Source organism: Pseudomonas sp. NPDC077451 (assembly GCF_044543345.1).
In the GTDB taxonomy this organism is placed as follows: Bacteria; Pseudomonadota; Gammaproteobacteria; order Pseudomonadales; family Pseudomonadaceae; genus Stutzerimonas.
On record NZ_JBITVX010000002.1, the window covers coordinates 419,879 to 439,912 of the forward strand.

General features: G+C 62.7%; 17 protein-coding genes and 1 pseudogene. 1 reads left to right on the forward strand and 17 read right to left on the reverse strand.

Annotated elements, in window-relative coordinates; all coding sequences use genetic code 11:
• Positions 1 to 124: 124 nt before the first annotated feature.
• A complete protein-coding gene (locus tag ACIGHL_RS05720) occupies positions 125 to 1,216 on the reverse strand; it encodes a BMP family ABC transporter substrate-binding protein (RefSeq protein WP_446697509.1) in 1,092 nt (363 codons plus the stop codon).
• A gap of 266 nt (positions 1,217 to 1,482) precedes the next feature.
• Positions 1,483 to 2,163, reverse strand: coding sequence for an SDR family oxidoreductase (locus tag ACIGHL_RS05725; protein WP_128120524.1), 681 nt, complete (start codon positions 2,161 to 2,163; stop codon positions 1,483 to 1,485).
• A 201-nt stretch (positions 2,164 to 2,364) separates the two neighbouring features.
• Here ACIGHL_RS05725 and ACIGHL_RS05730 point away from each other — a divergent pair, with 201 nt between their 5' ends.
• Positions 2,365 to 5,079, forward strand: coding sequence for a cation-transporting P-type ATPase (locus ACIGHL_RS05730; RefSeq protein ID WP_128120525.1), 2,715 nt, complete (start codon positions 2,365 to 2,367; stop codon positions 5,077 to 5,079).
• Between the two features lie 84 nt (positions 5,080 to 5,163).
• On the opposite strand, the gene ACIGHL_RS05735 is transcribed toward ACIGHL_RS05730, so the two are convergent.
• From ACIGHL_RS05735 to rimO, 15 genes and pseudogenes are all read right to left on the reverse strand, one after another.
• Positions 5,164 to 6,090 carry an ABC transporter permease gene (locus ACIGHL_RS05735; protein WP_128120526.1) on the reverse strand — a complete coding sequence of 309 codons (927 nt, stop codon included), beginning with the start codon at positions 6,088 to 6,090 and terminating at the stop codon, positions 5,164 to 5,166.
• Between the two features lie 55 nt (positions 6,091 to 6,145).
• Positions 6,146 to 7,252 carry an ABC transporter permease gene (locus ACIGHL_RS05740; RefSeq protein WP_064482074.1) on the reverse strand — a complete coding sequence of 369 codons (1,107 nt, stop codon included), beginning with the start codon at positions 7,250 to 7,252 and terminating at the stop codon, positions 6,146 to 6,148.
• 10 nt (positions 7,253 to 7,262) lie between these two features.
• A complete protein-coding gene (locus ACIGHL_RS05745; RefSeq protein WP_128120527.1) occupies positions 7,263 to 8,807 on the reverse strand; it encodes an ABC transporter ATP-binding protein in 1,545 nt (514 codons plus the stop codon).
• 243 nt (positions 8,808 to 9,050) lie between these two features.
• Entirely contained in the window at positions 9,051 to 9,506 is a 456-nt protein-coding gene (locus ACIGHL_RS05750; RefSeq protein WP_128120528.1) for a carboxymuconolactone decarboxylase family protein, read from the reverse strand.
• Positions 9,507 to 9,516: 10 nt separating this feature from the next.
• Positions 9,517 to 10,254, reverse strand: coding sequence for an SDR family oxidoreductase (locus ACIGHL_RS05755; RefSeq protein WP_128120529.1), 738 nt, complete (start codon positions 10,252 to 10,254; stop codon positions 9,517 to 9,519).
• Between the two features lie 125 nt (positions 10,255 to 10,379).
• On the reverse strand, positions 10,380 to 10,850 hold the full coding sequence (locus ACIGHL_RS05760) for a nucleoside deaminase (RefSeq protein ID WP_128120530.1): 471 nt from the start codon (positions 10,848 to 10,850) through the stop codon (positions 10,380 to 10,382).
• Positions 10,851 to 10,927: 77 nt separating this feature from the next.
• Complete coding sequence (locus ACIGHL_RS05765; protein WP_241509152.1) at positions 10,928 to 11,701, reverse strand: ABC transporter permease; 774 nt, start codon at positions 11,699 to 11,701, stop codon at positions 10,928 to 10,930.
• A complete protein-coding gene (locus ACIGHL_RS05770; RefSeq protein WP_128120532.1) occupies positions 11,691 to 12,491 on the reverse strand; it encodes an ABC transporter ATP-binding protein in 801 nt (266 codons plus the stop codon). The genes ACIGHL_RS05765 and ACIGHL_RS05770 overlap by 11 nt, the downstream gene beginning before the upstream one ends.
• Positions 12,492 to 12,495: 4 nt before the next feature.
• A complete protein-coding gene (locus tag ACIGHL_RS05775; RefSeq protein WP_128120533.1) occupies positions 12,496 to 13,476 on the reverse strand; it encodes an ABC transporter substrate-binding protein in 981 nt (326 codons plus the stop codon).
• Positions 13,477 to 13,519: 43 nt separating this feature from the next.
• Positions 13,520 to 14,275 (reverse strand): annotated as a pseudogene (locus ACIGHL_RS05780) (alpha/beta fold hydrolase); the annotation flags it as partial.
• Positions 14,268 to 15,248, reverse strand: a complete 981-nt coding sequence (locus ACIGHL_RS05785) for an isopenicillin N synthase family dioxygenase (protein WP_128120535.1) — start codon at positions 15,246 to 15,248, stop codon at positions 14,268 to 14,270. The pseudogene ACIGHL_RS05780 and the gene ACIGHL_RS05785, both read right to left, overlap by 8 nt.
• Positions 15,249 to 15,631: 383 nt before the next feature.
• The gene (locus tag ACIGHL_RS05790) at positions 15,632 to 16,576 is read right to left on the reverse strand and encodes a LysR family transcriptional regulator (protein ID WP_128120536.1); all 945 of its coding nucleotides are present in this window, start codon (positions 16,574 to 16,576) and stop codon (positions 15,632 to 15,634) included.
• 42 nt (positions 16,577 to 16,618) lie between these two features.
• Positions 16,619 to 17,284 (reverse strand): TetR/AcrR family transcriptional regulator, encoded by a 666-nt coding sequence (locus tag ACIGHL_RS05795; protein WP_128120537.1) that lies wholly within the window; start codon positions 17,282 to 17,284, stop codon positions 16,619 to 16,621.
• 225 nt (positions 17,285 to 17,509) lie between these two features.
• Positions 17,510 to 18,316: an outer membrane protein OmpK gene (locus ACIGHL_RS05800; RefSeq protein WP_045428342.1), complete on the reverse strand. Its 807-nt coding sequence runs from the start codon at positions 18,314 to 18,316 to the stop codon at positions 17,510 to 17,512.
• A 391-nt stretch (positions 18,317 to 18,707) separates the two neighbouring features.
• Positions 18,708 to 20,030 (reverse strand): 30S ribosomal protein S12 methylthiotransferase RimO, encoded by a 1,323-nt coding sequence (gene rimO / locus ACIGHL_RS05805; protein WP_128120538.1) that lies wholly within the window; start codon positions 20,028 to 20,030, stop codon positions 18,708 to 18,710.
• Between the last annotated feature and the right edge of the window lie 4 nt (positions 20,031 to 20,034).

Genomic DNA, 20,034 nt, shown 5'->3' on the forward strand with positions numbered 1-20,034 from the left:
CTTCTCGTACCGTCAGCCATATAGGGTTTAACCCCTTGCCAGCGGTTCTCCGGAAGGAGGGACGGCACGGCAAATTCCAGGTGCCGCGCCTGTGCTGGCGCGGCTAGCGCAGCGGCCGCTGGTGTTACTTCGGCAGATCGGCAGTGATGCCGTTGACGTAGTAGTTCATCGAGGCCAACTCGCCGTTGCTGGCGGTGGCACCCTCGGCAATACGCACGGTGCCGGTCTGATCCTTGATCGGGCCGGTGAACGGGTGAAACGCCCCGCTGCGGATGCTGGCGATGATGTCTTCTGCCTCGGTTTTCACCTCAGCGGGTACCAGATCGCTGATCGGCAAGCTGATGGTTTCCTCTGCCAGACCACCCCAGAAGTCCTGCGGCTTCCAGCCGCCGTCGACGACTGCCTTTGCCGATTTGCTGTAGTGCGGGCCCCAGTCGTTGACGATGGACGTCAGCACGGCCTTCGGGCCGAAGTGGGACATGTCCGATGCATAGCCGACCGAATAGACGCCTCGGCGCTCGGCAGCCTGGATCGGCGCCGGGCTGTCGGTGTGCTGGAAGACCACATCGACGCCCTGGTCGATCAGTGCGTTGGCAGCATCCGCCTCCTTGCCTGGATCGAACCAGGAGTTCACCCACACCACCTTGATTTCGGTGCCGGGGTTATACTTATCGAGCGCTAACTGGATGGCGTTGATGTCGCGGATCACTTCAGGAATCGGGAAGGAGGCGATGTAGCCGATCTTCTTGCTCTTGGTCATCTTCGCGGCGAGGAAGCCGCCCACGTAGCGACCTTCATAGGAGCGGGAGAGGTAAGTGCCGAGGTTCTTGTCCTGCTTGTAACCGGTAGCGTGTTCGAAAGTGACCTTGGGAAATTGCTTGGCAACCTTGAGCGTCGGGTTCATGTAGCCAAAGGAGGTGGTAAAGATCAGGTCATAGCCACCTTTGGCCATGTTGCGGATCACTCGCTCGGCATCGGCGCCTTCGGCAACGTTCTCGACGAAGGTGGTCTCGACCTGCTCGCCGAGCTCTTTTTCCAGATACTGGCGGCCCATCTCATGCTGGTAAGTCCAGCCGTGGTCGCCGATCGGGCCTACGTAGACAAAGCCGACCTTCAGCGGATCAGCGGCGAAGGCTGCGCCAGTGGAAAGGGCGCTGGTGAAGCCGATGGCAACGGCAAGGCTGAGCAGCAAGGCGCTCCGTGGTTTCTTCTGCATGTGAATGACGCTCCTGTGTGTCATGACGCGAGGGCCGTAGCGGCTGCTGGTCCGATTGCAAAAAGCTGACCAGATGGACAGATCGCCGTGTTGTCGGCTCTCGGATTTCAGGAAGTGCCCAAAAAAGCTGTGCACTGGAGCGCTAGTGGTGCGTCATTCGTTCGGGCTGCCCCAGGGCAGTGCACTGCTTGATCGGCAGGGGCTACCAGCCCTCATGCGTCAGCCTCGGCTCTGATGGAAGTAGAGCAGCCGGGCACCTTGTTGCATTACCAAGGCAGCGGTTCGCCCTGGTAGTCGAGATAGAGATGTCCGCCGTGGCCGACGGCGCGGGTGACCTGCTCGACCATTCCGCGCGTACTGGTTTCGATGTCCAGGGGCGCCTGGTCACCCCCCATGTCGGTCTTCACCCAACCGGGGTGCATGGACAAGACGGTCAACCCGGTCTCGCCCAGCTCGGATACGAAAGTGCGGGTCATATGGTTGAGCGCGGCCTTGCTCGCGCCGTAAAGCGACATGCCCATGCCGGGACCGGTCTCGACGCTGCCGAGGATGGAGCTCATGAACACAATGACGCCTCGCTCGGGATTGACCGCCGGTCGCAATCGTTCGGCCAGGCGCAGCGGCGCGACAGCATTGGTAAAGAACAGCTGACCCACCTCTGCCTCGGTGGCCTGGGTGGCCGGCTTGTCTTGCGGCCCGGCAACGCCAGCGTTGACGAACAGCACATCCAGCTGCGTGCCTTCGAGACGCTTGGCCAGTGCGTCAACGCTTGCTGCATCGGTCATGTCGAGTGTTTCCAAGCTCACTCGTGGAATCTGGTCGAGCGCGTCGGCCTGTTGCGAGTTGCGAACCGTGGCAATGACCTGCCAGCCTTCGCTGGAAAATTGCTTGGCGAGGCCTAGGCCCAGACCGCGGGAAGCGCCAATCACGAGTACGGTTTTTTGCATGAGAGATCCTTGTGGAGGAAGGGGGGTTCAAGCATAGCGCGGCGCAACGACATCAGCGCGTGCGGGGCGGCTGCGACATTCGACCGCTGCCTCTGTGTTGCAACGCGTTTCCCCGCGATAGCTATGTTGATCTTTATTGGGCTCTCATGAGACCACTGCGTTGCCGGATTTGGCACCGCAAATCAACACCAGGGGGATCCAATGCCCGAACAGCAAATCCAGTCGCGCCGCTGGCATGCCTGCCAGGCTGATGAGACGTTGCGTGAGCTTGAATCTTCGGCTGCCGGGCTCAGCCGCAAAAGCGTAGAGGAACGGCTCTCTCGATACGGAGCGAACCGTCTCGACGAAGCCAAACCTGCAAGCGTGCTGCAACGGCTGATGCGTCATCTCAACAACGTGCTGCTGTACGTGCTGATTGCTGCCGCGGTGGTGACCGGTTTGATGGGGCACTGGGTCGATACCTTCGTGATCCTGGTGGTGGTGGTGCTCAACGTCGCCATCGGGTTCGTGCAGGAAGGCAAGGCGGAAAAGGCGCTTCAGGCGATCCGCCACCTCCTGGCGCCCCATGCGGTGGTGCTTCGCGACGGACACCAACAGGATATCGATGCGGCTGAACTGGTCCCCGGTGACGTGGTGCTGCTGGCGTCCGGCGACAGCCTGCCGGCAGACGTGCGGCTGCTGCAGGCGCGCAATCTGCGTATCGACGAGTCGGCGCTCACCGGTGAATCCGTCCCGGTGGACAAGCAAGTCGACACCGTGGCCGATGACGCGCCCATCGGCGATCGGCTCTGCATGGGCTACGCCGGTACGCTGGTGACCCAAGGTCAAGCGCGCGCCGTGGTCGTTGCCACCGGGGCGGCTACCGAGATCGGCCGCATTGGCCGCATGCTGGAGTCGGTCGAGCAGGGCACGACGCCGCTGTTGCGCAAGATGGAGCAATTCGGCCGCATCCTGACGATGGTGATCCTCGCGACCAGCGCCGTGCTGTTCCTGTTCGGCACGTTGGTACGCGGCATGGGCGCCGGCGAGATGTTCATTGCGGCGGTGGGGCTTGCGGTAGCGGCAATCCCAGAAGGACTGCCGGCGATCATGACCATCACCCTGGCCATTGGCGTACAGCGGATGGCGACGCGCAATGCGGTGATTCGACGACTGCCTGCGGTCGAAACGCTGGGTTCGGTGACGGTGATCTGCTCTGACAAGACCGGCACCCTCACACGCAACGAAATGACGGTGCAGGAGGTGATCTGCGCCGGCCAATCGCTGGAGGTCGAAGGTGCCGGCTATGCACCGCATGGCGCGCTGCTGGTCGATGCTGTGCCCATCGAGCCGGCTGCACTGCTGGCCCGATCGCCAGCGGTCAATGCACTGATGCACGCGGCGGCGTTGTGCAACGACGCCAGCCTGCACGAGAAGGATCAGGTGTGGACGCTGGCCGGCGATCCCACCGAGGGCGCACTGCTGACCCTTGCAATGAAAGCGGGGTTGTCACCGACCAATCTCCATGTCGATCACCCTCGGCTGGATGTGATCCCCTTCGAGTCCGAGCACCGCTTCATGGCGACGCTGCACGCTACCGATAGCGGCAGCGAGGTGCTGGTCAAGGGTGCGCCGGAGCGAATTCTGGGCATGTGCTCACATCAGATTATGGCCGATGGCGAGGAGCTGTCGCTTGAACAGGCTCAGTGGCATGAGCGGGTCGAGGCGCAGGCGCAAGCCGGTCGCCGCGTTCTGGCGCTCGCACGGCGCCAATTGCCCGCCGACAAGGACTTGCTTGAGCACGCAGACGTCGCCAACGGACTCACCCTGCTCGGGCTGGTCGCCATCATCGACCCGCCGCGCGAGGAGGCGATACGCGCAGTTGCGGAGTGTCGCGCTGCCGGAATTCGGGTGGTGATGATTACCGGTGACCACGGCGTCACCGCGAGTGCCATTGCCAGACAGCTCGGGATGGGGGATGACATCAAGGCCATCACCGGACCTGAGCTGGAACGGATGGACGAAACGGCGATGCGTCAGGCTGTTGCCGAAGCCCGCGTGTTCGCCCGTGCCAGCCCGGAGCACAAGCTGCGCCTGGTGCGGGCGCTACAGGCCAATGGCGAAGTGGTCGCCATGACCGGCGATGGCGTCAACGACGCGCCGGCGTTGAAGCAGGCCGATGTGGGTGTCGCCATGGGCATGAAGGGGACCGAGGCGGCCAAGCAGGCCGGTGCGATCGTGCTGGCGGACGATAACTTCGCCTCGATCGCGCATGCCGTGGAAGAAGGCCGCACCGTTTACGACAACCTGCGCAAAACGGTGACCTTCCTGCTGCCGATTAATGGCGGGGAGTCGTTGTCGTTGCTGCTGGCCGTACTGCTCGGCATCGCCTTGCCGATCACGCCGGTGCAGGTGCTGTGGGTGAACATGGTCAGCTCGGTGGCGCTGGCGATGGTTTTGGCGTTCGAACCCACCGAGGCAGATGTCATGCAGCGTCCGCCGCGCCGGCCGGACGAGCCGATGCTGTCGCGATTCGTTATCTGGCGGATCTTCTTCGTCTCCGCGCTGTTCCTGGTGGGCATTTTCGGCATGTTCGAGTGGATGCGCGCTCAAGGCGCAACGGTTGAGGCAGCGCGTACCGTGGCGGTCAACACGCTGGTCTGCATGGAAGTGTTCTACCTGTTCAGCGTGCGCTACCTGAAGGCGCCCTCGTTCACTGCGGAAGGCGTGAAGGGCACGCCGCGGGTGCTGATGGCAGTATTCGGCGTTTTCCTCCTGCAACTGATGTTTACCTATGCGCCGTTCATGCAGTCACTCTTCGCCTCCGAGGCGTTGTCGCTGACCACTGGCATGTTCGTGGTGCTTGCAGGGGTGGCGGTACTGGTCATTCTGGAGATCGAAAAGGCACTGCTACGGCGTTTGGGCCTCGGCCTGTAGGGACGTCGTACTGCGCACGGAGCGCATGGAAACGAATGGCCGCAGTTGGAAAGCGAGGCCTGGAAGGCCCGCTTTCCTGGCCGATCAATGGCCGGCTTTCCAAGGTTGCCCCAGCGACACCGGTGCATACAGGCGGGTGCGAATCGCGTCGCGTGAGAGCAGCACCAGCACGACGATGGTTGCCACATACGGCAGCATCGCCAGCAGGTTGCCGGGGATCGACAAGCCGATCCCTTGAGCCACCAGATGCAGGATGCTGGCAAGGCCGAACAGATAGGCGCCAAGTAGCACGCGCCCTACACGCCAGCTGGCGAAGACCACTAGCGCCAGGGCGATCCAGCCGCGACCGGCAGTCATGTTCTCGGCCCACATCGGGGTATAGGCGAGCGACAGATAACCACCCGCCAGCCCGGCCATGGCGCCTCCGAACAGTACCGCCAACGCCCGAACCCGCAGGACCGGCAGGCCCATGGCGCTAGCCGCGTTGGGGTTCTCACCGACTGCTTGAATGATCAGGCCGACCCGGCTTTTCAGCAGCACCCAGGCAACCAAGGCGAAAAGCGCGAAGGAGAGGTAGACCAGCAGGTCCTGGGCGAACAGCATGCGACCGATTAACGGAATGTCGCTCAGGAAAGGAATGGCGATCGGTTCGAAACCGGCCAGCGGCTTGCCGACCCAGCCGGCACCGATGAATGAGGACACGCCGACTCCAAAGATGGTCAGCGCCAGGCCGGTAGCCACCTGGTTGGCATTGAAGCCCAGCGCCACCAACGCGAACAGCTGCGACAGCAGCATGCCGCCCAGGCAGGCGAACACCACGCCCAGCCAGAGGTTGCCAGTGGCAAAGGCGGCGATGAACCCGGCCACAGCGCCGAACAGCATCATGCCTTCCTGGCCGAGATTGAGGACGCCGGACTTTTCGCAGACCAGTTCGCCGAGTGCGACCAGCAGCAGCGGCGTGCCGGTCCGGATCATGGCGTAGAAGATGTTGGTGAGTAGGTCGATATCCATCAAATCAGCCCTCGAGCTGTAAGCGGCAAAGCAAAGGAGAAGTGGGGCATTAAGGTCATGCGGCGGGCTCCGGCTCGAGCGCCGAAGTGTGCGGCTTGCGGCTCCAGCCCTTCAGGCGCGGCCGATAGAGAATCAGCACGTCGCAGGCCAGCAGGAAGAACAGCACCATGCCCTGGAACAGCTGAGTGATCGACTGCGGAAGGTTGGCCGCCATCTGGGCGTTTTCGCCACCCAGATAGAGCAATGCCATCAGTAGGCTCGCAAACAGAATCCCGATGGGATTGAGCCGACCGAGGAAGGCGACTGTGATGGCGGCATACCCGTAGCCAGGCGATACCTGGGGAACCAATTGGCCGATCGGGCCGGTGACTTCGGCAACTCCGGCCAGTCCAGCCAAAGCACCGCTGATCAACAGAGCAATCCACACCAGGCGCTTTTCACGAAAGCCGACGAAGCCAGCGGCACGCTTGTCGAGGCCGAGTACCTTGATCTGAAACCCGAGAAAGCTCCTGTGCAGCAGTACCCATATCACCACCAATGCCAGCAGGGCGAAGTAGAAACCGCCATGCACGCGTAGATCTTCGAACAGCTGGGGCAGACGGGTGGCGTCGCCGAACATCGCCGACTCGGGGAAGTTGAAGCCTTCAGGATCTTTCAACGGCCCATGCACCGCGAACAGCAACAGGTTCAGCGCGATGTAGTTGAGCATGATGCTGGTGAGGATTTCGTTTGCATTGAACTGAGTACGCAGCCAGGCGCAGAGACCAGCCCAGGCGGCGCCACCGAGGGTGCCCGCCGCGAGCGTAAGGGGCAGCGCCCAGCGCGAGTCCCAATCGATGATGTTCACTGCCAGCGCACTGCCGGCCAACGCGCCGATAAGCAACTGACCCTCGGCACCGATATTCCAGATGCGCGCGTTGTACACGACAGCCAGGCCCAAGGCGCAGAGCAGGATCGGTAACGCCTTGACCAAGAGTTCGGAGACGCCGTAAAGGTCGCTGACCGGATCAATCAGCAGCACCCGCAACGTCTCCAGCGGCGGGTGACCCAGCGCGACGAACAACAGCGCGCCGCTGATCAGCGTCAGCAACGCAGCAAGCAGTGGCGACAGCCAGAGCATTGGTCGCGATTCATAGCCGCGTGGTTCTAGGGATAACAACATACGAAGGCTCTCAGGCGGCGGTGGGCGTGGGTTGATCGAACTGACCGGCCATCCAGCGACCCACGTCCGTGGGGCTGGTCTCGCGTGTGGCACGCAAGGCCGACAACCGGCCATGGCTCAGGGCGGCGATGCGATCACTGATCTGGAACAGCTCTTCGAGGTCTTCGGATATCACCAGGATGGCGGCACCGGCGTCGCGCAGCTCGATCAGTGCGCGGTGGATCGCGGCCGCGGCTCCGACATCGACGCCCCAGGTCGGATGCGCGGCGATCAGCAGCTTCGGTTGCTGGAGGATTTCGCGGCCGAGAATGAATTTCTGCAGATTGCCGCCGGACAGGCTGCGAGCCGGGGTGTGGCTGCTTGGGGTCTTCACTGCGAATGTCTCGATGATGCGTCGCGCGAACGCCTCGACGCGGCTGTGCCGGATCAGGCCACCTCGCACCATTCCGTCCTGCTGGAAACCGGTGAGCAATGCGTTGTCGGCCAGGCTCAGTTCAGGCACCGCACCATGGCCGAGCCGCTCGGCCGGAACGAAGGTCATGCCATGACGGCGTCGCGCATCGGGCCGCAGATGCGCCACCGGAGCGTCGAGAAAGCGGATGTGCTGACCCTGCTGTCGGCTCAGCCGCTGCTCGCCGCTCAGCAGGGCCAGCAGCTCATCCTGACCATTGCCAGCGACACCAGCGATGCCCACGATCTCCCCGGCACAGACTTCCAACATCAAGTCCTGCAGCGAGACCCCGAACGGATCGGCGTTGTGCCAGGACAGCGAATCGACACGCAGGAACGGCGTGCCACCGCGGGCTTTCGGGTATTCGGCTTCAAGCCCCTCGGCATCGCCTACCATCAGCCGCGCCAAGTCCAGATCGGTGCACTGCGCCGGTACGCAATCGCCGGAGACACGGCCGCCACGCAGCACCGTCGCGCTCTCACAGAGCGCGCGCACCTCGTTGAGCTTATGGCTGATGAACAGGATGCTGCAGCCTTCGGCAGCAAGCCGGCGCAGTACGACGAACAGATCGTCGGCCTCTTGCGGCGTGAGGACTGACGTCGGCTCATCGAGAATCAACAGTTTGATGTCCTGCATCAGGCAACGAACGATCTCCACCCGTTGGCGTTCGCCGATCGACAGGCTGTGCACCAGCCGCTGCGGCTCCAGCGGCATGCCGTAGCGCTGCGACACCTCGCGGATCTTCGGCTCCAGCTGTCTTGGTGTCCCCGCGCCGGTGCCCAGCGCCAAGGCAATGTTCTCGGCCACGCTCAGGGTTTCGAACAGCGAAAAGTGCTGGAACACCATGCCGATCCCCCGGTCGCGCGCCTGCGCCGGGTCGCGCATGATCACCGGCTGGCCTTCCCAGCAGATCCTGCCGGCGTCGGGTTGCGTCACGCCGTAGATGATCTTCATCAGCGTGCTTTTGCCTGCGCCGTTCTCGCCGAGCAGGGCGTGGATCTCGCCGGCCTGGATCGAAAGATCGATGCGGTCGTTGGCCAGGCAACCTGGGTACGCTTTGGTGATACCGGTCAGTTGCAGGCGTGCGGTCTGTGGTTCGGGCATGTCGGCGTCCGCTGAAATTCTCATGGCATGCCAGTAGCAAAAAGCTGGCCAGCCAGTCAGGAAATGCCGAGAAGAACGGGGTAGCGCAGATGCGCTGCTGGTCGCTGGTCAACCGAGCGCTGTGGGTGCTTCGCTTTGGTGCTTGCTTGTCGGATGGGGCTGGCATGTGCACCGTTGCGGGGCGTCGCAATCGGATGCACGGATCGTGAAGCATGCCGCGCCGGCAGGCGCGGCGTTTGCGTGCTACGGCGCGACTGGGTCGGGCACCTCGCGTAACGCCTGCGCCGCATCGATGGCTCGAGGAAAGCCCGCGGTGACAGTGGTCAGATACACCACCTCCTTCAGCTCGTCGCGGGTAACGCCAAGACGCAGCGCGTAACCGGCGTGCACCTTCATGTAGGGCAGGTTGCCCTGCGCGGCGAAAGCGGCGACTACGGCCAGCTGGCGGGTTCGATCATCCAGGCCGCTACGCCCCCAGACATCGCCCAGCGCATAACGGGTGATACCGTCGGCGAGAAACGGATAGTCCTCCCGCAGCGCTTCGAGGACGGGCTGACCAGCACCGCCAGACAGATGATCCATGACCTCGACGCCGCGGGCGTGGCGCTCGTTGCCGACCGCTTCCAGGGAGGCAAATGTCAGCGAACCGAGCAACCCCAGGCAGACCGCGCTCAATGCGTTACCAGTGAGTAGATTCATCGCGGCGTCCTCAGTAAGGGCTGGCAGTCGGGCGAACCACCAGCTCGCTGACATCGACATCGGCCGGCTGCTCGACGGCATAGGTGATGGCGCGGGCGATGGCTTCAGCTGGGATGGCGATACGGCGGAAGTCATTCATGGCAGCCCGCGCGCCCTCATCGGAAATGCTCTCGGCCAGTTCCGACTCGGTGACACCGGGCGATACCAGGGTGACTCGGATATCGCCGCCGACCTCCTGGCGCAGCCCTTCGGAAATGGCGCGAACCGCATATTTGGTGGCGCAGTAAACGGCGGCGGTAGGGCTGACTGCATAAGCGCCAATGGAGGCGATGTTGATGAACTGACCCGAGCGCTGGCGCTGCATCAGTGGCAGCCCGGCTGCGATGCCGTGCAGTACGCCACGGATGTTCACGTCGATCATCCGGTCCCACTCTTCGATCTTCAGGGCGTCGAGTCGCGACAGCGGCATCACCCCGGCATTGTTGATGATCACGTCGACGCGGCCAAAGCGCTGCTCGGCGAAATCGACGAAGGCCTGGGTATCCTCACGGCTGGTGACGTCCAATGCACGGCAGGCCGCAACGCCGCCTGTATCGGTGATGCTGGCGACAAGCTTTTCCAGCCGATCCAGGCGCCGTGCGCCCAGTACGACCGTGGCCCCTTTGGCGGCCAGCAGCCGTGCCGTCGCTTCGCCGATACCGCTGCTGGCGCCGGTGATGAGTACAACTTTTCCGTTGACGTTCGACATGTTCAGGTTCTCCGCTTAGCCATCATTCGGCGCTCATGCGCCGTGGCATGAATGCTAGGCGGGGGTTGCTACCTGGCGTTATGTCGATCCTGCCGCGGGCTTGCCTGATTCTGGCAGGGTGCGAATCACCATATGCCCTCGTGCAAGGCGGCCGCTTCGTCTTCGAGCAAGGGGCCAATCACCTCGACCTTGCGCTGTCCGGCTTCGAACACCACACGGCAGGGCAGGTCCAGCGTCGGGTTTTCCGGATGGTTGCCGGTGATGGCTTTCAGGCTGCGCTCGGAAAGGCCATATACCACCCGCCCAAGTCCCACCCAGTACGCGGCGCCGGCGCACATGGCGCAGGGTTCGGCAGAGGTGTACATGGTGCAGCGGGAGAGGAATTCCGGTGTGTAGCGGGTCGAGGCGCGGGTCATCAGAACCCGCTCGGCATGGCCGGTCATGTCGTGATCCGGCATGTAGGCATTGCCCTGTTCCAGTAGGGTTTCACCATCGGGGCCGACCAGGATGGCGCCGAAAGGGTGTGTTCCTTCGGCCAGGGCGCGGCGGGCCACGTCGAAGCTTTTGCGTAGTAAAGCGGCGTCGTCTAGAGGCATATCCATGTCCCAGATAGATGGGTTCGTGAAGGCGGGCGCAGCAGGGTATTGCGCCGCACCTGCCTGTTTGGATGTGTTCAGTGTTCGTTCTTCGGCAGGCTCCAGGCGAAGCACAGGCGCTGCACCAGGCCGACCAGTTGGAACAGGCCCAGGCTGATGATCACCAGCATCATCAAGGCGGCGAACGCTTGCGGGACCTGGAACATCGAGGTCGAGAAGTTGATGAAGTAACCGAGGCCTTTGTCCGCCGCGACGAACTCAGCCACCACAGCTCCGATCACGGCCAGGGTGATGGAGATCCGTAGCGCCGAGAATAGGTGCGGAATGGCGAAGGGCAGGCGGATGTTGCGAAACTCCCGAGTCCGCGAGGCGCCCAGGGAGCGGGACAGCTCGATCAGCTCCGGCGGCGTCGCCAGCAGGCCGGTCACGGTGGACACGACGATTGGGAAGAACGCGATCAAAAAGGTGATGAACACCCGCGGCATGTCCCCGGCGCCCATCACCACCACGATGATCGGCGCGACGGCAACGATTGGCGTCGACTGCACGATCACCAGAAGCGGATAGAGCGTGCGCGACAATAGCCTTGAGGACGCCAGCGCGATGGCCAGCGGAATGCCGATCAGAATCGAGAGCCCATAGCCAAGCAAGGTCACGCGCAAGGTCGCGAAAATGTGCTCGGCCCAGATCGTCGGGTCGAGTTTCCAGGTGGCGCTGAGGATGGCGCTCGGGGAGGGCAGGACGAACGCTGGCAGGCGGAACGCCCAGCAGGCCGCTTCCCACAGGAGTAACAGGCCGAGCAATGCCAGCCCGGGGGCGAAGCGCTCGCCTAATGCGCGATCAAAGGCCATGGCGACTGAACACCTTGCGACGGATATGGTTGGCGAGCTCATTGAAGCGGGGCTCGGTAAGGGTATCCAGCGACCGTGGCCGAGGCAGGTCGACGTCGATGATTTCGGTTATCCGGCCCGGGCGCGCGGACATCACCAAGATGCGGTCAGCCAGTAGCAAGGCTTCGGGAATCGAATGGGTGATGAACAACACCGTCTTCGGTCGCTGCGTCCAGATGTTCAGCAGCTCCAGGCTCAGCTCGTCGCGGGTCAGTGCGTCGAGCGCCGAGAAGGGTTCGTCCATCAGCAGGATTTCCGGGTCGTGTAGCAGCGCGCGGGCGATTCCGGCGCGTTGCTGCATACCGCCGGAAAGTTCGTCCGGACGCTTCCCGCCGAATTCCTTCAGGCCGACCAGATCAAGCAGTTCCTCGCCGCGCTCACGTTCTTGCTGCGTGACCCGGCCGTATTTGTGCTTCATTGGAAAGGTGAGGTTGTCGCGAATCGTCAGCCAGGGCAGCAGCGTCGGCTTCTGGAAGACGATGCCGATCTCGTCACGCGGGCCATCGAGTTTCTTGCCGTAGATGCTCACCTGGCCGCTAGTGGGGCGAATGAGGCCGGCGAGGATGCGCAGCAACGTCGACTTGCCGCAGCCCGAAGGGCCGATCACCGCGATGAACTCGTGGCGATCGATGGCGAAGCTGGTGTCATCGAGGGCGACTACTTCGCTGCCGTCCGAGGAGGTGAATACCTGTCGGACCTGCTCGAAGACGATGCTCGGCCGCACGGCCGAGCGGGTTTCGGTCTGGTTCATGGCCTTACTCGACGAAGCCGTTGGCAATGACCTGAGCCGGGTCGAGGCTGTCGCTCGGCAGGTTCTGTGCGCGGGCGACCCATTGCCAGGTGGTCTCCAGGCGCTTGGCATCGAACTTCGCAGTGCCCTCGGCTTCACTGATCTCGTTCTGCATCAGCGGGACCGATGCCTCGAACTGTTCCACGGCCTGCTGCTCGTCGATCTCCGGGACCATTTTCTTCAGCGCGGCGGCCGCTGCAGCCGGGTCGGCGATGGCCATCTCCTGCGCTTGGCGGTAGGCCTTGATGAATTTCTTCGCAACCTCTGGCTGATCCTTCAGGAAGCGCTCCGAGGCGATCAGCGACAGGCCGTAGCCATCGAAGCCTGAATCCGACCAGGCAATGACCTTGAGTTGCTTGCCGGCTTCCTGCATCGAACGGGCAAAACCGGGCGCAACGGTGACCCAGTTGATGGTCGCGTCGACCTTGCCGGTGGCCAGCATGGGCGCCAGCGCGCCAGGGTCCAGCTTGAGCAGCTTCACCCCATCGCGAGCGATGCCGTTGGCTTCCAGGACCAGCGGAAACACCACATTGGAGGCAGAGAAGGTCGGAGTCGCGACGGTTTTGCCGGCGATGTCCTTGAACTGATCGATGCCCGAGCCCTCTGCGGTGAAGAAGGCGTCCGGTTGTTTGTTGTAGATCGGCGCCACGGCGACCACCGGTACAGGCCCTTGCGCTCTCGCCTGCAGCACCGAGGCCAGCCCGGCGCTGCCAAAGTCAGCGCTGGCGGTTGCCAGCTTGGTGACCACATCGCTGCCGCCGCGAGCGCTGGCGATTTCCACTTCGATGTCTTGCTCGGCGAACAGGCCCTTGTCGACGCCGAGATAGATCACCGCCTTGTCGCCAGCGGGTAGCCAGTCATTCAACCAGCGCACGGTATCGGCCGCCAGCGCGGCTTGGGAGAACAGGGCCAGCAGCGAACTGGCGATCAGGGTTTTCTTGAACATGGGGCGTCGCTCCTTGGGTGCATCGCAAAAGGTCAGGATCAGAAACGGTTTCGGCATGGCGCGAAAAGAAGGGCAGCAGGCAAGCGAGCAATGCGTCGGGCTTGGAAAGTTGGGGTGCATGGCCGCAATCGAGCGTGACGCGCTCGGCGCCCGGCACCAGCTCCTGCATCCAGCTCTGCACCGCAGGCACCACCGAGCGATCGGCGCTGCATTCGATATACAGGCGCGGCAGACGGCCGAAGCGTTCGGGCGTCCAGCGAGCGGCCACAGAGCGTCCGCCATCGGGTTGTGCGCCCAGGCGCTGAGCAGCGGCCAGTGCCCGCGGCAGGGGTACGTCATGAAAGAACAGGGCGCAGGCGATCTCGGCCGGGACGCGTGTGCCCAAGCCGTCGGCGCTGCGCTGCAGGAAAGGGCCGACACCGGAGACTTCCGGCGCCGTGCTTACCAGTTCCGCACAGGCTTCGGCGAACGGCAGGCCGCTGGGCAGCATCATGCCGGCGACATAGGCGACGCCGGCGATACGCTCGGCACGCTGCTCGGCGACAGCGGCAGCCGTCAATCCGCCGCCTGAATGGGCGACCAGTTGCACGGGGCCGTCGAGCGTATCGATGAGACTGGCAACGTGCGCCGCATATAGGTCGAGGCTCACTGCTGCTGGTGATGTGTCGTCGTTGCCATTACCGGGCAGGTCAACGGCATGTGGCGTGTAACCAGCGGCTCGCAGGCCTTTGAGTATGTCGTCCCAGACCCAGCTGCCGGCCCAGGCGCCGTGAATCAGCACTACGTGGCGATCAGGCATAGGTCCTCCGGTACATTTCGCGGTAATGCGCTTCAACGGTGACGCTGGGATAGCGCGGCGCTTCGCCAGGTTCGAGGCAGGTCGGAATGCAGCTCACCAGGTGGTCAGGATTGCCGCCGAAGAAGAAGGGCACGCTGTAGCGCTCATGCCCGGACAGATTCACCACGCGATGAAGGGTCGAGCGGTAACGGTCGTTGGTCCAGCGGGCAATCATGTCGCCGAGATTGACCACGTAGGTGCCGGGCAAGGGCGGTGCGTCCACCCAGTCCTGAGCGTGGTGATTCCAGACCTGCAGGCCGGGGTTCTCGTCCTGCAGTAATAACGTCAAGCCGCCGAAGTCGGTGTGCGCACCGCACCCCTTCTCGCCAGGCGCTGCCATTGCGGGCTGCGGTGGATAGTGCAGCAGGCGCAGGGTAGCCATGGCTTGATGACAGAAGCCGGCGAAGTAGGTCTCCGGCAGCTCGAGCGATAGCGCCAGGCCTGCCATCAGCCGCTCGGTGAGATCGGTCATGGCGGCGTGATAACGCTCCATGGCGGGGCGGAAACCGGGCAGCGACGCTGGCCACTGGTTCGGCCCGTGATTGAAGCGCCCGGCTTGCACACGCGGATCGTCTGCCGGCAGGTCGCGGCCGAGGTAGAAGCCTTCCTTCAGGTCAGCCGGCGCGCCGGGCTCCAGGCACTGGCCGCGTAGGGCTTCATAGCCGCGGTTGGCTGGTGACGTGGCCTTGTCGAGCGCTCGTTTGGCCTCGTCAGGCAGGTCGAATAACTGCCGCGTCTGCTCGAACACGGCCGCTTGTAACCTCGCATCGATGCCATGGTTGTATATGTAGAAGAATCCCCACTCACGGCAGGCCTGTCCGATCTGCCCGGCGACGGCATTGCGTTGCTGTGAATCGCTGCTGAGCAATCCGGTCAGGTCGATCAGCGGCAGGTAGCACGCTTGGGCTGGGTCTGAACTAAGTGGGTAGGCCATGACATGGCACCTGCAACGGAGGGGCGGGGGCCCGTTGTGGCGCAGTATCCGGTGCGTTAGCTGTACGCAAAAGAAGAGAATATCGAGCATCCCGATGCCGTTTCGGCATCGGTTGTGCCTGCCTCTTTTGAGGGCAAGAAGCGCTCTAATACGGGGCTTACGACACCCTGCGCCGGCGTTGGGTTGGGTTGCTCGGCGTGATGTTTGGCGAGGCGCTGCGCCCCGGAATGGCGCACTCAGGGTGCCTTCCAATGAGGTTGAAAAATTTCACATGCCAGGGCTGGCGCGTCGAGTACAGCGCGCGCGGGCGGCCGAAGTCTGAGCGTGCGGAGAGATAAGGCGAGGAGGGGGATAGGACGGTTCGCGGAAAAGGTGGAGAGGGGTCAGGAGCACTCGGTCTCGGCGCGCTCGTATTGTTCGCGGCGGGTAATTTCCTCGCAGAGCGCGCGAACGAACGCGTCCACCGCCACCGGGAGGTAGCGCGAGCTGCGCACGTACACACCGAGATCACTGAGCACCTGACCATTGTCGTTTAGTGGCAAGTGCACAAGCGTGCCGGTGGACAGCTCTGCTTCGATGCCGATGCGCGTCTGGAACGCGATGCCAGCGCCACGTTTGGCCATTTGCGCTGCAAGCTCCACCGAGCTGGTTTCCAGTGCGGCTTTCTGCGGCGAGCGGGTGCGCGCCAATACCGGGGCGAGCAGGTGATGAATCGAGAGGTCGCTTTTTGCCAGGATCAGGCGGTGTTCGGCGCAGGTTGAAAAGCTCACTTCGCGGCGTCCCGCCAACGGATGATCGGCAGACACGATGGCGCCGAGGCGAAAGTGGCCGACGCCCAGCTGCTGCAAATCAGCGGTTCGCCGCAGCGCAAAGGCGATCCCGATATCAGCCTGTCCGCTGGTAACCGCCTCGGGAATGGCTTGCGAGCCCAAGCTGGTCACCCCCACGGTAATGTGCGGATAGCGCGCAGTCATGTTTTCGAGCACCGAAGGCAGCAAGTCGACCGTGACGCCCGAGACCGTTGCAATCTCCACATGGCCGGTGCGCAGCCCCTGCAATGCGTCCAGCTCGGAGCTGGCCCGCGCAGCGTCCTGCAAGACCACGAGTACGTGGCGAGCGAATACCTCACCTGCAGCGGTCAGACGCAGCCCGGCCGGCAGGCGCTCGAACAGCGGTGAACCTATTTCGGCCTCGAGCTTGAGGATCTGTCGGTTCACGGCAGAGGAGGCCACGTTGAGCCGACGCGCGGCTTCCCGGATCGACTGACAGCGTCGCACCATGTCGAAGTAATGGATCGCGGGGGAATGAATGCGCAGACGACGGGACATACAGATTGGCGGCTCGGGGTGGGCGGCGGAATGGCGCTGGGATCAGCGCGGCGGCGTCAGGCCACAGCCTTTGAGAATTACCCTGATCAGCGTCTCGGTGCCACGTTCGAAATCGTCCTTGGTGATGCGGCGCTGGCCAGTGATACGGCGTATCTGGTCGGAGAAATCGGCGTAGTGCTGCGTGCTGCTCCAGATCAGGAAGATCAAATGCATGGGGTCGATCGGGTCCATCTTGCCGGCATCGCCCCAGCCCTGCAGCACGGCGGCGCGACCGCGAAACCACTCGCGATAATCCTCGTTGAAGTGTGCGGACAGGCACTCGCAACCGCTGATGACTTCCATGGCAAAGATTTTCGAGGCCTGTGGCTGCTTGCGAGAGAAGTCCATCTTGGTGCGGATGTAGTCCGCCAGCGCAACAGCTGGGTCGTCTTCCACGGTCAGATGGTCGAACGCGTTATCCCAGAGCTCGAGGATATGGCGCATCACTTCGACGTAGAGGCCGAGCTTGTTGGTGAAGTAATAATGCAGGTTGGCCTTTGGCAGTCCGGCGCGAAGCGCAATCGCGTTCATGCTGGTGCCCTTGTAGCCGTGGCGAGCGAACTCTTCAGCGGCGGCCGAGAGGATCAACTCCTCGTTCTTCTGACGAATCCGTCCGGTGGGTTTACCGTCGGTGGGCGTCTGCGGCAGCAAAGCGTCGAAAGTAGTCATAAGGTCCTTTCCCTGTGTCGGCGGCATCAGGCCCGATGCGCTATCGAATGCTAGCCTACGCGGGCTAAGGAGAAGGTGGCTACAGACCTTCGGACGGGTCGTGCATCCACGCCGAACTGAAGCGGGGGTTGAAACAGCACAACGGCGGCACCGTTTGGGCGCCGCCGCTGGTGAACAAGACCGTTCAAGACGGCATGCCGCCCGTGGAACGAGCGGCTGTGCATATTAGAAATGCACCTTCACGATGGCGTTCCAGGCGCTCTGGTCTGTCGGGCCGACAAAGTTTTCGCTGACGAAGCCGCCATCTTTGATGCCGTACTTGTTCGACCAGTAGTCATATTCGATACCGACATAGAGCTGACCGGCCTTCTGGTACACGGCCTTGCCGAGGTCGTATTTAACCTGCGGGTTGATGTGCAGGTTCTTCGATTGGAAGTCGTCCGAGCCTTCATTGCCTGCGTCATTGACCACCCAGTCGATATAGCCATCGATGAGAATGTCCGAGCTGCCGACAGGAATGGTGATGGCCCAAGTCGGGGTGATCTGCCACTGGCCGGAGGCCTTGTTGCGAATGCCATCAGGCTTGCGGTAATAGGTGTTGATGGCCAGACGGTCGAAGCCCGGGACTGCCAGATCAACGGCGGGGCCGAGCAGGTAGTTCTGCACTTCGTTCTCGCCGCGCTCGTAGGTGAAGGCCACCAGCACATCCTTGATCGGGCCGTACGAGAAATCCATTCCGGTGGTCTTGCCGAGCGACAGACGCGGGCTGAACTCGCCGTAGTAGGTGCGTGCGGCCTCGCTGTCGTCCTGGCTTTCATTCCACTTGTAGTCGACGAACAGGAACACGTCGCCATAGGTCCAGCCACTGGCATGTTCGAAGGTCAGGGTGTGCTGAGTATCGGGGTCGACCTTGAAATCGTTCCCGTACAGATAGGTCAGGCTGTTATTTTGCCAGAGCATCGGTGCGGCGATTGCCTGGCCAGCGAGCATCATGCTGCTTGCGAGTGCGGCAGTGGTCAGTATGGATTTCATGTAGCGCTCCTGTTGCGTTATGTGTGCTTTTTCTTGGCCGAACGGTCAGATGAATCTGACATAGCAAGTCTTGAGCCAAATGCTATGGGATCACCGTATGTCTGCTTAGTTGTTATTTTTCAATCAGTTGCGATTATCGGTCGGCGGCGATTCCGGCATCGTCTGCTCTCCGCGTATGGTCCTGCCCCAGAAAGAACCTGACCGAACGGACAATGCTCCATCTCGATGCAAGCCTTTCGCCATCCGCCCGGCTCGGGCGAGCTGGCATTCCGTAACGAGCTGCCATGTTGAACGTGTCGTTAGGGCCATCTAGAAGTGCCGGGACGGTGGCGAGTTGCTGAACACAAAAAAGCCCCGCGGGTACGGGGCTTCACGTTTCGGGCGGTAATGATCAGATCACTTCGGCCCATAGGTCGTATTCGTCGGCGTTGGTCACCCGGACGCGGACCTTTTCGCCAGGCTGGAGCGGGCGCGCGCTGTCGACGTAGACCATGCCGTCAATCTCGGGAGCATCGGCCCACGAGCGACCGATGGCGCCGTCTTCGTCCACTTCGTCGATGAGCACATCCAGTTCCTGGCCAATCTTGCGTTCCAGGCGCGCCGCGCTGATGGCCTGTTGGTGGGCCATGAAGCGGTCCCAGCGGTCCTGCTTGATGTCGTCCGGTACGGCTTCAAGGTCCATGGCTTCAGCAGGTGCACCCTCGACCGGCGAGTACTGGAAGCAGCCAACACGGTCGAGCTGGGCTTCGGTCAGCCAGTCGAGCAGGTACTGGAAGTCCTCTTCGGTCTCGCCGGGAAAGCCGACGATGAAGGTGGAGCGGATGGTCAGCTCCGGGCAGATTTCCCGCCACTTCTTGATCCGGGCCAGGGTCTTGTCTTCGAAGGCCGGGCGCTTCATGGCCTTGAGCACCTTCGGGCTGGCGTGCTGGAAGGGGATGTCCAGGTACGGCAGGATCTTGCCCGCAGCCATCAGCGGGATCACGTCATCGACGTTCGGGTAGGGATACACGTAGTGCAGTCGCACCCATACGCCCATGCTCGACAGGGCCTGACACAGCTCGAGCATGCGCGTCTTGACCGGCTGGCCATTCCAGAAGTCGGTCTTGTACTTGACGTCGACACCATAGGCGCTGGTGTCCTGGGAGATCACCAGGATCTCCTTCACGCCGGCTTTGACCAGGCGCTCGGCCTCGCTGAGCACGTCGCCCACCGGACGGCTGACCAGCTTGCCGCGCATGGAGGGGATGATGCAGAAGCTGCAGGTGTGGTTGCAGCCTTCAGAAATCTTCAGATAGGCATAGTGACGCGGGGTCAGCTTGATGCCCTGCGGCGGCACCAGATCGACGAAGGGATCGTGATCAATGTTTGGCGGCACCACTTGGTGTACGGCGTTGACCACCTGCTCGTACTGCTGTGGGCCGGTTACGGCCAGAACGCTGGGGTGCACGCTACGGATATTGTCTTCAGCAACGCCCATGCAGCCAGTGACGATCACCTTGCCGTTCTCGGCGATGGCTTCACCGATGGCATCCAGGGACTCGGCCTTGGCGCTGTCAATGAAGCCGCAGGTGTTGACCACCACCACGTCGGCGTCCTCGTAGGACGCCACAATCTGGTAACCCTCCATGCGCAGCTGGGTGAGGATGCGTTCAGAGTCGACCGTTGCCTTGGGGCAACCCAGGCTGACGAACCCGACTGTTGGCGTTTTGCTCATCGAC